Raw genomic sequence first — 11709 nt, forward strand, 5'->3', positions numbered from 1 at the left:
ATGGAGCGTATTCCGATCCTGCGCATGGGCGAAACCCTGCTGGTCACCATCCAGGTGGACATGCAGGACCAGACCGCCCTGGCGCTTCAGGAGGACCTGGCCGAGCGCATCGCCAAGACGGGCGCCAGCGGCGTGATGATCGACATCTCGGCCCTGGAGATCGTCGATTCGTTCGTCGGGCGGATGCTGGCCAGCATCTCGGGCATTGCACGCATCCTGTCAGCGACGACGGTGGTGGTGGGCATGCAGCCCGCGGTGGCCATCACGCTGGTGGAACTCGGGCTCTCCCTGGAGGGCGTGAAGACGGCTCTCGACGTGGAGCGCGGCATGGCACTGCTGCGCCAGGCGAGCGGGGAGAGCAGCTTTGTCAGTTGACACTTCCGGCTCGCTGCCGCTGGCGTCCGAGCAGCACATCGTTGCCAGCCGCCAGGTCGTGCGCCAGCTGTGCCAGCAGATCAAGCTGTCGCTGGTCGAGCAGACCAAGATGATCACGGCGGCAAGCGAGCTGTCGCGCAATACGCTCATCCACGGCGGCGGGGGCAGCATGCACTGGGAGCTTCTCGAGCGTGACGGGCGCAGTGGCCTCAGGCTCTGCTTTGAGGACCGCGGCCCGGGCATCCCCGATCTGAAGCTGGCCATGTCCGACGGCTGGACGTCCGGCTCCGGCATGGGCCTGGGCCTGCCCGGCAGCAAGCGGCTGGTGAGCGACTTCGAGATCGACACCGTGCCGGGGCAGGGGACACGCGTGAGCATCACCAAGTGGAAGTGATCCGTGGCTGGAGCCACCGCTCCTTTCAGATCACCGATCCGAGCTGCGTAGGCGAGGCCCGGCGATTTTGTGCCAAGGCCGTGCAGCACTGGGGCTGGGCAGATGCCGATGCGGGCCGGCTGGCCCTCATCGTGACCGAGCTGGGCACCAATTTGCAGCGCCACGCCAAGGGCGGCGCGCTGTGGATCGCCATCAAGGAGCAGCTCCGTGAGGTGGAGGTGCTGGCGCTGGACAACGGTCCCGGAATTGCCGATGTGACGCGGGCGCTGCAGGATGGGGTGTCCACCGGCTCCGGTTCACCGGGCACCGGCCTGGGCGGCATCCGCCGGCTGGCCGATGATTTCGACCTGTACTCCGCTGCCAACGGTACCCTGTGCCTGGCGCGTGTGCGCGCGTCCGGGCAGGCCACCGTGGGTTGTCCCGCTGTGGGCGCCGTGAGCCTGTGCGCTCCCGGCGAGATCGTATGCGGCGATGCCTGGGCCTTTGCGCAGGGCGACGCGGGCGAGGTGGCGCTGCTGGTGGCCGATGGGCTGGGCCACGGGGTGCATGCCGCCGAGGCGGCGCAGGCGGCCGTCGACGTGTTTGCGCAAGCGCCATTTGCTTCGCTGGAAGCGAGCATGCACGAGACCCACGCCGCGCTGCAGACCACGCGCGGCGCGGCACTGTTCCTGCTGCGCCTGGAGGCCCCGACGCAGGTGCGCCATACCGGGGCGGGCAACGTACTGGGCCGCCTGCTGTCGGGCGTCGCGGACCGCACGCTGCTGACCCAGCACGGCACGGCCGGCGTACAGGTGCGCAGGCCTGAGATCTCCTGCACCGAGCTGCCCGCGCACGGGGTGGCGGTGCTGTACAGCGACGGCGTGATATCGCGCTGGAAGAGCGACGAACTTCACCCCTTGCTGTCGCGCGATCCAGCCCTGCTGGCCGCCGCAATCTGCTGGCGGCATGGACGTGGACGGGACGACGCCACGGTGGTCGTTTTCAAACCAGGAGACGGGCTTGACTGAGATGGTTCCAACGCAGGCGCCGGGCGCCGACGCCGAGGCGCTGCGCCAGGAGGTGGAGGCCCTGCGCGCAGAGGTCGAGGAGACCAACCGCGGCGTCGTGGCGCTGTATGCCGAACTCGACCAGCAGGCCGAGCAACTGCAGCAGGCCACGCAGCTCAAGAGCCGGTTCCTGTCGTACATGAGCCATGAGTTCCGCACGCCCATCGGGGCCGCGCTCAGCATCACCCGGCTGCTGCTCGACCGGGTGGACGGGCCGCTGACGGGCGAGCAGGAGCGGCAGGTGAAGTTCATCGAAAGCACCTGCCAGGAGTTCTCCAACATGGTGGACGACCTGCTGGACTTGGCGAAGATCGAGGCAGGCCGGCTGGACATATCGCCCGCATGGTTCGAGATGATGGACCTGTTCGTCGCGCTGCGTGGAATGTTCAAGCCTATCCTGGCGAACGCGGAGTTGAACCTGGTGTTCGAGGATCCGCAGGGCCTCACGCGGCTCTATACCGATGACCGCAAGCTCTCGCAGATTCTGCGCAACTTCATCTCGAACGCGCTGAAGTTCACGCCCCACGGAGAGGTGCGCGTGGCCGCGCGGACTGAAGGGGACGGCATGGTGCGCTTTTCCGTATCCGATACCGGCATCGGCATTGCGCAGGAGCACTTGGCGCATCTGTTCAATGATTTTTCCCAGGTGGACTCGCCCATCCAGAAGCGGTTGCGGGGCACCGGGCTGGGCCTGGCGCTGAGCCGGCACCTTTCGACTCTTCTAGGCGGCTATGTGGAAGCCCAGAGCGAGCTGGGCCGTGGTTCTGTCTTCTCGGTGGTGGTTCCGATAGAGTGGGATGCTTCGGCGCCCCGTTGACCCGCTTGGCCTATGTCTACATCCGGCTTCGTCTCTCTTTCCATCGATCGCGGCAGGCACACCGTGCTGGTGGTCGATGACAACCCTGCAACGCGCTACTCCACATCGCGGGTGTTGAAGGCCGCGGGTTTTCAGACCCTGGAAGCGGAAACGGGTGGGGCCGCCATTGCCATGGCGCACGAGAACATCTCTGCCGTGGTGCTGGACGTGCATTTGCCGGACATGGATGGCTTCGAGGTGTGCCGCGTGCTGCGCGCCGATCCCCGGACGGCGTTCACCCCCGTCATTCACCTGTCAGCCGCCTATGTGGAGAGCGCGCACAAGATCGCGGGCCTGAACGCAGGCGCCGATGCCTACATGGTGCATCCGGCAGAGCCGGCCCTGCTGGTGGCCACGCTGCAGGCGCTCATCCGGGCACGCATGGCGGAGGAGCGCGTACGCGACAGCGAAAAGCAGTTCCGCGCCATCTATGACAAAGCGCCCGTGGCCATCATGCTGGTGGATGCCGAGGGGCGCTTTGCGGATGTGAACCCCCAAGCCGAGGAGCTGTTCCAAAGGAGCCGGGCCGAGCTGATGGGTACCGAGATCGCAGCCCTGGCGCCCCACTCGTGGGCGGACGTCGTCAAGAAGCGCTTCCAGGACAACGGCACTTCGTCGTGGGAGGCGGAGTTTCCGCTGCTCAAGGCCGATGGCCGCGAGATGATGCTCAACTGGACCATGTCGGACCACGTCGAGCCGAGCCTGCACATCGGCATCGTGACGGATCTGACCGAGCGCAGGGATTTCGAGCAGCGGCGCCAGGACCTGCTGGAGCGCGAGCAGGCTGCCCGGGTGCTGGCCGAGCGGCACAGCCGCACCAAGGACGATTTCGTGGCCGTGCTGTCGCACGAGCTGCGCACCCCCCTGACCCTCATCACCGGCTGGGTGCACATGATGCGCCGCGCCAACGGCACGCCGGAAACCGTGACGCGCGGCCTGGATGCCATCGAACGCGGCGCCAAGGCGCAGGGGCGCATCATCTCGGACATCCTCGATGTCTCCCGCCTGGCGTCGGGCAAGCTGCGCCTGCACAGGGAGTGGGCCAACCCCCTGGAGCTGGTGCGCACTTCCCTGGATGCGCTGCAGGACCAGGCCCTCGACAAGGGCGTTGAGCTGAAGGTCGAGTCCAGCGGCGCCGAAATGCCCGCGTGGCTGGATACGACGCGGTTTCAGCAGATCGTCTGGAACCTCACCACCAACGCCATCAAATTTTCCAAGTGCCCGGGAGTCGTCACTTTGCGGCTCGCCCGTGCCGAGGATGAGTTGATGCTCACCGTGCAGGACCAGGGTTGCGGGATTGACGCGGCATTCCTGCCTTTCCTTTTTGACCGCTTCACGCAAAACGACACGCCAGGCAACCGCGCCCACGGCGGCCTGGGTCTGGGCATGTCGATAGTTAAGCACCTGTCAGAGCTGCATGGCGGCACCGTCCGTGCCTACAGCGAGGGTGTGGACAGAGGTACCCTGATGACCGTCCGCCTGAACGTGGCCCACAAGGAAGGGGCGGCTGCAGAGCAAAAGAGTGAGACGTCCCTCCAGCAGGAAGGGCGTCTTCTTCGCGGCAGGGACATTCTGATCGTCGAGGACAACCTGGACACCGGCGAGATGCTGAAGGTGGTTCTGGCGGATGAAGGGGCAAAGGTTCGGCTCGCGTCGGACTATGAATCCGCCCTGCGCGAATTCCAGGCCGCATGGCCTGAGCTGCTGGTCAGCGATATCGGCCTGCCCGGACGTGACGGCTACGACCTCATCACGACGGTGCGCCAGTGGGAGCGAGAGTCCGGCAAGTCGCCCATCCGCGCCATCGCGCTTACCGCGTTCGCGCGCCCGCAAGACCGCGAACATGCGCTGGCGGCAGGCTTCAACCGCCACCTGGACAAGCCTTTGCAACCCCACGTGCTGATCAACGCCTTGGTGAGCGAGTGACCCGAGGGCTCGAACAGGTGCTGGCTCACCCTCGTGCGTGCAACCGACCGGAACATGGCATGGCGCCTGCACAGGTCTGTGCCATCAGCTTGGCCGCAGAACGCAGGCCGCAGATTTTCCAGCAGCCCGGCCCCAGTGCCGCGGCGAGGCCTGGCACCATGAAAGTCATCCGCTCCCGCGACTTCACGGCCGACCGCCCCTGGGGCGCTCTGGACATCGCCAACATGAACGGCGTCACCACGCGGCTGCACTGGACGGACCAGCCTTACCGCTGGCACGTCAACGATGGCGAGGAAGTGTTCGCCGTGCTCGACGGGCGCGTGGAGATGCGCTGGCGCGACGGTGGCCAGGAGCAGCGCGCCGTGCTAGAAACAGGCGACGTGTTCCATGCCCGGGTGGGTACCGAACACGTGGCGCACCCGATCGGCGCGGCGCGCGTGCTGGTCGTGGAGCGCGAGGGCACCGTGTGAGCGCGGTGCCCGCGTTTCCTTGTCCACCCCCTTGAAAGAATTTCCATGATCGATCACACCGGCGTCGCCGTGCGCGACTTCACGGCCAGCCGTGCGTTCTACACGCAGGCGCTGGCGCCGTTGGGCTATGGCCTGCTGGCGGAATTCACCGCCGCCGTGACCGGACACACCGACGTGGCCGGCTTTGGCGAGCACGGCAAGCCGGGCTTCTGGATCAGCCGCGGCACACCCAACCAGCCGCCCGTCCACGTGGCGATCCGCGCCGGCTCGCGCGCCATGGTGGACGCCTTCCACCAGGCGGCCCTGGCCGCGGGCGGCAGGGACAATGGCGCGCCTGGGCTGCGCCCGCACTACCACCCGCATTACTACGGCGCCTTCGTTCTGGACCCGGACGGGCACAACATCGAAGCCGTCTGCCACGAGGCGCCGTGAGCGCATGCGGCCGTGTGCGACAGGTGCGCTGAGCGCCCAGGCCGCGCTACTGGCGCCCCGCCCACGCCCATCGCACAGCTCACGCCTGCAGACGCGGCGCTCCACTGAACCCTGGCGCTGCTGCGCGCCTGCGCGCACAATCCCGCTGCATTCGCCTCCTCATCCGAGGAGCGCGCGGCGCAGCCGCTCGCCTGGTGGCGCCAGCGCCTGTCCGGGGCCGCAAAGCGGCGGCGTGGCATTCGGGGCGCGGCGCGGCAACGAGCCGGGTGGCTCGCTCACGCTGGTGTTCTCAAGCCGCGCCAAGACCCGGCACAAGAGTGGGTAGGGCTTCCTGTTTGTGCGGCAGAAATGGCACGGCTGCGGCGCCGGGCGCCAGCTGTCGAAGCCGCCCTGAATTAGCTACGCCCGCACCAGCCGGGCATCACCGTGGCCGCCCGCACCGTGACCGAGGACAACGCGCCTGCGCATGCCGTGTACGAGTGCGCAGGTTTTCTCGCCTTTGGCACCGAGCCCATTGCGCTGCGTATGCCCTTGGTCTATCTGGGCAAGGAGCACATGGGGCGCCTGCTGCATGCGGACACCAGCGCGGCACCTTCGGTGTGGGCCATTGTCCGCCCGCACCTGCCCCATCCACCACGCAGCTATTTCACCGGAAAACCCTGCGCAGGCGCGTCCCGCATGACCTTGTCCGGCGTCATGGGCGTGCTGCGCAGGCGCTTGCCGGTGGCGTGGTAGATGGCATTGGCGATGGCGGCCGCTGTCCCTACGATGCCGATCTCGCCCACGCCCTTGGCGCCGATGCGGCTGACGATGCGGTCGTCCTCGTGCACGAAGATCACGTCGATGTCAGGCACGTCGGCGTTGGCTGCGACGTGGTATTCGGCCAGGTTGTGGTTCATGAAGCGGCCCAGGGCGTGGTCGGTGTGCGTCTCCTCATGCAGCGCCTGGCTGATGCCCCAGACCACGCCGCCGGAGACCTGGCTGCGCGCCGTGCGGGCGCTGATGATGCGCCCGGCCGCCACGGCGCTGACCACGCGCGTGACGCGCACCGTGCCCAGCTCCTCGTCCACGCAGACCTCGCAGAACACGGCCGAGTGCACGGCGCGGATGTATTTCTTCTGCTGGAGCACATTGGGCAACAGCAGATATTTCACGTCGATCTCGCTTTTGCCCGCGAGGGACAGCAGCTGCGTGTAGGGCAGGGCGACCTCGGGGCGCATGCGCAGACGGACGGCGCCACCCGTGAACTCCACCTGTTTGAAGCTTGCGCTCTCAAAGCCCCCGCCTTCCACCTTGCGTGCCAGCTGCCACAGAGCGCGCTGGATTTTCTCGCAGGCGCCGGTCACGGCCGAGCCCACGGTGGCCATGTGCGACGAGCCGCCCTCGATAGGCGCCACGGGCAGGTTGGAGTCGCCCAGCACGAAGGTCACCTGCTCCAGCGGCAGGCCTAAAGCGTCGGCCGCCAGCAGGCTCATCGCCGTGTAAGTGCCGGTGCCGATGTCGGTGGCGGCGCTGCCCACGACCAGCCGGCCGTCGGCGTGCAGCACGGCGCGCGCGCGGGCGAACATCTGCATGGCGTCCCAGGTGCCGGTGGCCATGCCCCAGCCCACCAGCTCGCGCCCGCGGCGCATGGCGCGCGGCGCGGTCGGCCGGCGGCTCCAGCCAAAGCGCTCGGCAGCCTGCTCGTAGCAGGCGCGCAGCTCCTTGGTGGAGTAGGGCAGACCCTTGCTCGCATCGTGTTCGGCGTAGTTCTTCAGACGCAGAGCGAGCGGGTCCATGGACAGGGCACAGGCCAGCTCGTCCATGGCGATCTCCAGCGCATAGACACCGTGGGTGGCGCCGGGCGCGCGCATGTCGATGGGCGTGTACTGGTCCAGCGGCACCAGCTGATACTCCAGCCGCACGTTGTCGCAGCGGTACAGCTGGCCCGACCAGTTGACCACCACCTCCACGTAGTCCTCGAAGCGCGAGGTTTCGGCGATCGCCTCGTGCACCACGGCGCGCAGCGTGCCGTCGGCATCGGCCGCCAGTTTCACGCGCTGCCAGGTCTCGGGCCGGTGGCCGAAGGTGAATTGCTGCTGGCGCGTGAGCACCACACGCACCGAGCGTTTGAGGTGCAGCGCCGCCATCGTGGCCAGCACCAGGTTGTACTGCGGGCGCAGGCCCGAGCCGAAGGCGCCCCCAACGAAGGGGTTGCGTACCGTCACTTGGTCCTTGCCCAGGCCGAACACGCGCGAGACCAGCCAGCGGCAATTCTGCGAGCCCTGGCTCTTGTCATAGATGGTCAGGTGTCCGTCCTCGCCGTACACGACGGTAGAAGCATGCATCTCCATCGGGTTGTGGTGCTCCACGCCGCTGTAGAAGGTGGCGTCCACCTTGACAGGCGCCGCATCGAAGGCGGCGTCCGCGTCGCCGCGCGGCTTGGGCGGCGGCGAGTAGCCGGCCTTCAGGCGGCTGGGCTCGCGGGCGCGCTTCAGGTGGGCCACCAAGTTGGTTTCATGTACCTGCTCGTCATATTCGATCGCCACCAGCCGCGCCGCAGCGCGGGCGGCCTCGAAGGTCTCGGCCACGACCAGCGCCACGGGTTGGGCGCTGTAGTGCACCTGGGCGTCCAGAAAGGGCTTGAAGGGGCTGCCGCCGGGGGCCGTCATGTCCTTGTAGAACAAATCCATGGAGCGCACCTTGGGACGGTTTTCATGCGACAGCACGTCCAGCACGCCCGGCACGGCGCGGGCCGCTGCGGTGTCCATACGCACAATGCGCCCGCGCGCGATGGTGCTGTTGACCACCACGCCATAGGCCAGGCCCGCCGCGGCGTATTCGGCCGAATACAGCGCCTGGCCGGTCACCTTCAAGCGCCCGTCCACACGCGCCACGGGCATGCCGATGCGCACCTCGCCGGTGCCGGGTTCGGCCACCGGCTGCTGGCTGTCGTTGCTGCTGCTGATCATGCGCGCTGCTCCTGGAAGATATCGGCCGCCAGTTCGCCGGTGTTGGTGAGCTCGCCGGCGCGTGCCATCTCCAGCGCGCGCACGATGGCCCGGCGCGCCAGCGGAATCTTGAAGCCGTTGTAGCCGGGGCCGTTCTCGCTGCCCCAGGCACGGGCGGGCGCCAGCAGCGCATCGGCGGCGCGCTCGAAGATCTGCGTCTCGGGCGCCTGACCCTCCAGCAGGCTTTCCGCCTCCAGGTCGCGCCAGGGCTTGTGCGCCACGCCGCCCAGCGCCAGGCGGGCGTGGCGCATGCGGCCGGCCTCATCCAGCTCGAAGGCGGCGGCCACCGAAACCAGCGCAAAGGCGTACGAAGCGCGCTCGCGGATCTTCAGGTAGGTGCTGTGCTGCGCGTAGCCGCGTGCGGGCAGTTCAATGTGCGTGATGAGCTCGTCGGCCTCCAGCGTGCTGTCGCGCTGCGGCTCGTCGCCCGGCAGGCGGTGGAAGTCGGCGAACGGGATGGCGCGGGCGCCGCGTGCGGACTGCACGTGCACGGTCGCGTCCAGCGCCGCCAGCGCCACGCACATGTCTGAGGGGTGCGTGGCGATGCACGATTCGCTGGTGCCCAGGATGGCCAGTTGGCGCGCCAGGCCGGCCTTGGCCGGGCAGCCGCTGCCAGGCGCTCGCTTGTTGCACGGCACGCCCGCGTCGTAGAAGTAGTAGCAGCGCGTGCGCTGCAGCAGGTTGCCGCCATTGGTTGCCATGTTGCGCAGCTGCGGCGAGGCGGCCGCCAGCATGGCCGCCGACAGCAGCGGATAGCGCTCTCGCACCAGCGGGTGCTTGGCGGTGTCGGCGTTGCGCGCCAGCGCGCCGAGCAGCAGGCCGCCTTCAGGCGTCTCCTCGATGGCGGTCAGCGGCAGCCGCGTGATGTCCACCAGCCGCGCGGGCTGCATCACGTCTTCCTTCATCAGGTCGATCAGGTTGGTGCCGCCGGCGATGAAACGGGCGCTGTGCGAGCTGCCCAGCGGCAGGGCACCCGGACCGATGGCCGCCAGCGCCGCAGCCACGTCGGCCGCGGGGGTGTATTCGAAAGCCCTCATGGCGCCTCCCCGCCGCGCGCCGCGTCGGCCAGTGCGACCTCGGCCACGGCTTTGACGATCTGCGGGTAGGCGCCGCAGCGGCACAGGTTGCCACTCATGCGCTCGCGGATGTCGCCGTCGTGGCGCACGCCGCCCTCGTTCATCAGGCCCACCGCCGAGCACAGCTGCCCGGGCGTGCAGTAGCCGCACTGAAAGGCATCGTGGTCGATGAAGGCCTGTTGCAGCGGATGCAGGCCGTCGCCCATGGCGCCGGTCAGGGCCGGCAGACCTTCGACGGTGGTGATGTCCGCGCCGTCGTGCATCACGGCCAGGGCCAGGCAGGAGTTGATCCGCCGCCCATCCACCAGCACGGTGCAGGCGCCGCACTGGCCGTGGTCGCAGCCCTTCTTGGTGCCGGTCAGCCGCAGCCGCTCGCGCAGCAGGTCCAGCAGCGTCACCCAGCTCTGGACTTCGACCGTGCGCTGCTCGCCATTGATGCGCAGGGCAAGGGTGTGCAGGGGCAGCGCAGCGGCCTGCTCCTGTGGGGTAAAGGGATGGTGGGCCACGGCTAGCGCCTTTTTCTGACAGGTAACCCTGGGCAGTATTGGGAGCGGCCTGCATGCCGCTGTAGGACGCGGGCACCTGCTGCTGCGGGCGCGCGACGATTCGCCCAGCACGCGGCGTGCTCAGCCGCCGCCCAGCAGCTGCGGATTCATGCGCCAGACTGCCAGGGTGAGGGCACTGGCGAAGCTCACCCATAGCAGGTAGGGCAGCAGCAGCGCCGCAGCCAGCGGCCGCGCGCGCCAGAACAGCACGATGGTGACGACGATCAGCAGCCACAGCAGCGCGATGTTGGCCAGCGCCCAGCCGCCCTGGTGCCAGGCGAAGAACACCCAGCTCCACAAGGCGTTCAACGCCAGCTGCAGCACGAACGCGGTCAGCGCCGGGCGGCGAGTGGGCGTGCCGTAGGCGCGCCACACCAGCCAGGCGGCCACCGCCATCAGCAGATACAGCAGCGTCCATACCGGGCCGAACAGCCAGGCCGGCGGCGCCCAGCCCGGCTTGGCCAGCTGCGAGTAGAACGCGGGCGCCTGCGCCGAGGCGATGGCGCCGATGCCAGCGGCCGTGAAGCAGCAGACCAGCCACCCCGCAAGCGACAACAGGTGCAGGGACGAAGAGCGTGAATGCATGTGAAACTTTCTGAGGCAGAGATAGCGCCACGCGGGGCGACGGGCGGTGGGCCCGTGGGGAGTGTTCCCTGCATCCATGGCGGCCGTCGCTGCCCGAGGGGCGGCAACGGCTGTCAGCCAAGCCCGCTTTCGTCGGCGCGCAGACGGGTCGGCGCGGCACCCCGCTTTTTTGGGCAAAATCGGCCTCAAACGCAATCAGGGAAAGCGCCAGAAGCTATGACATTGGTAGCAATCATCGGGGCCACGCTGGCCGCCGGCATTGGCAGTGTGTGGATCGCTGCGGGTTTGCTGCGCCTGGGCCTGGGCGGGCGCTGGCGGGTCGGGCCGCAGCACCTGCTGAGCCTGGCGGCCGGCGCGCTGCTGGCCACAGCCTTCATGCACCTGCTGCCCGAGGCCTTCGAGGGCGGCACCAGCGTGCAGCCGCTGTTTGCCACGCTGCTGCTGGGACTGGTGTTCTTCTTCGTGCTGGAAAAAGCCGAGCTATGGCACCACGGCCACGAGCACGGCGATGTGCACCACCATGACCACGATCACGGCCAGGATCACGCCCACCACCACCATGGCGGGGGCGGCTGGGCCCTGATCACCGGCGACAGCGTGCATTGCTTTGGCGACGGCGTGCTGATCGCCTCGGCCTTCGTGGCCGACATGCGCCTAGGCGCGGTGGCCGCGCTGTCGGTGCTGGCGCATGAGGTGCCGCACCACATAGGCGACCTGGTGGTGCTGCGCCAGCGCGGCGCGGCGCGCAGCGCGGCCTTGATGAAGGTGTCGCTGGCCGGCGCGGTGTCTGCCCTGGGCGGGCTGGCCGGCTATTTCGTGGTGGACCGGTGGGAGCCGGCGCTGCCGTACTTCTTGACCATCGCCTCCAGCAGCTTCATCTACGTGGCGCTGGCCGACCTCATCCCGCAGCTGCAGCGGCGGCTGTCAGCCGCGCAGACGCTGGCGCAGATCGCCTGGCTGGCCGGGGGCATCGCGGCCGTCACGCTGGTCAGCCTGCTGGCGCACGTGCACTGA

12 protein-coding genes are annotated in these 11709 nt (G+C 68.4%); 8 read left to right on the forward strand and 4 right to left on the reverse strand.

Going from position 1 to position 11709, the window contains the following annotated elements:
• From C7H73_RS05705 to C7H73_RS05735, 7 genes are all read left to right on the forward strand, one after another.
• Positions 1-375: an STAS domain-containing protein gene (locus C7H73_RS05705; RefSeq protein WP_106845763.1), complete on the forward strand. Its 375-nt coding sequence runs from the start codon at positions 1-3 to the stop codon at positions 373-375.
• Positions 365-769 (forward strand): anti-sigma regulatory factor, encoded by a 405-nt coding sequence (locus C7H73_RS05710; RefSeq protein WP_106845764.1) that lies wholly within the window; start codon positions 365-367, stop codon positions 767-769. Before C7H73_RS05705 ends, C7H73_RS05710 begins: the two co-directional genes overlap by 11 nt.
• Positions 760-1776: an ATP-binding protein gene (locus C7H73_RS05715; protein WP_106845765.1), complete on the forward strand. Its 1017-nt coding sequence runs from the start codon at positions 760-762 to the stop codon at positions 1774-1776. Before C7H73_RS05710 ends, C7H73_RS05715 begins: the two co-directional genes overlap by 10 nt.
• 1 nt (position 1777) lies before the next feature.
• Entirely contained in the window at positions 1778-2632 is an 855-nt protein-coding gene (locus tag C7H73_RS05720) for a sensor histidine kinase (protein WP_106845766.1), read from the forward strand.
• A gap of 12 nt (positions 2633-2644) precedes the next feature.
• A complete protein-coding gene (locus C7H73_RS05725) occupies positions 2645-4597 on the forward strand; it encodes a response regulator (protein WP_106845767.1) in 1953 nt (650 codons plus the stop codon).
• Between the two features lie 158 nt (positions 4598-4755).
• Positions 4756-5067: a cupin domain-containing protein gene (locus C7H73_RS05730; protein WP_106845768.1), complete on the forward strand. Its 312-nt coding sequence runs from the start codon at positions 4756-4758 to the stop codon at positions 5065-5067.
• A 45-nt stretch (positions 5068-5112) separates the two neighbouring features.
• Positions 5113-5499 (forward strand): VOC family protein, encoded by a 387-nt coding sequence (locus C7H73_RS05735; RefSeq protein WP_106845769.1) that lies wholly within the window; start codon positions 5113-5115, stop codon positions 5497-5499.
• A 641-nt stretch (positions 5500-6140) separates the two neighbouring features.
• Here the strand turns inward: C7H73_RS05735 and C7H73_RS05740 are convergent.
• The 4 genes from C7H73_RS05740 to C7H73_RS05755 all read right to left on the reverse strand — a co-directional run bounded on the left by C7H73_RS05740 (position 6141) and on the right by C7H73_RS05755 (position 10695).
• A complete protein-coding gene (locus C7H73_RS05740; RefSeq protein WP_106845770.1) occupies positions 6141-8450 on the reverse strand; it encodes a xanthine dehydrogenase family protein molybdopterin-binding subunit in 2310 nt (769 codons plus the stop codon).
• The gene (locus tag C7H73_RS05745) at positions 8447-9526 is read right to left on the reverse strand and encodes an FAD binding domain-containing protein (RefSeq protein ID WP_106845771.1); all 1080 of its coding nucleotides are present in this window, start codon (positions 9524-9526) and stop codon (positions 8447-8449) included. Before C7H73_RS05745 ends, C7H73_RS05740 begins: the two co-directional genes overlap by 4 nt.
• Complete coding sequence (locus C7H73_RS05750; RefSeq protein WP_106845772.1) at positions 9523-10071, reverse strand: (2Fe-2S)-binding protein; 549 nt, start codon at positions 10069-10071, stop codon at positions 9523-9525. The genes C7H73_RS05745 and C7H73_RS05750 overlap by 4 nt, the downstream gene beginning before the upstream one ends.
• A gap of 120 nt (positions 10072-10191) precedes the next feature.
• Entirely contained in the window at positions 10192-10695 is a 504-nt protein-coding gene (locus C7H73_RS05755) for a TspO/MBR family protein (protein ID WP_106845773.1), read from the reverse strand.
• A gap of 216 nt (positions 10696-10911) precedes the next feature.
• Between C7H73_RS05755 and C7H73_RS05760 the strand changes: the two genes are divergently transcribed.
• Positions 10912-11709 (forward strand): ZIP family metal transporter, encoded by a 798-nt coding sequence (locus C7H73_RS05760; protein WP_106845774.1) that lies wholly within the window; start codon positions 10912-10914, stop codon positions 11707-11709.

Origin of the sequence: Pulveribacter suum, assembly GCF_003013695.1 — a bacterium.
Lineage (GTDB): Bacteria > Pseudomonadota > Gammaproteobacteria > Burkholderiales > Burkholderiaceae_C > Melaminivora > Melaminivora suum.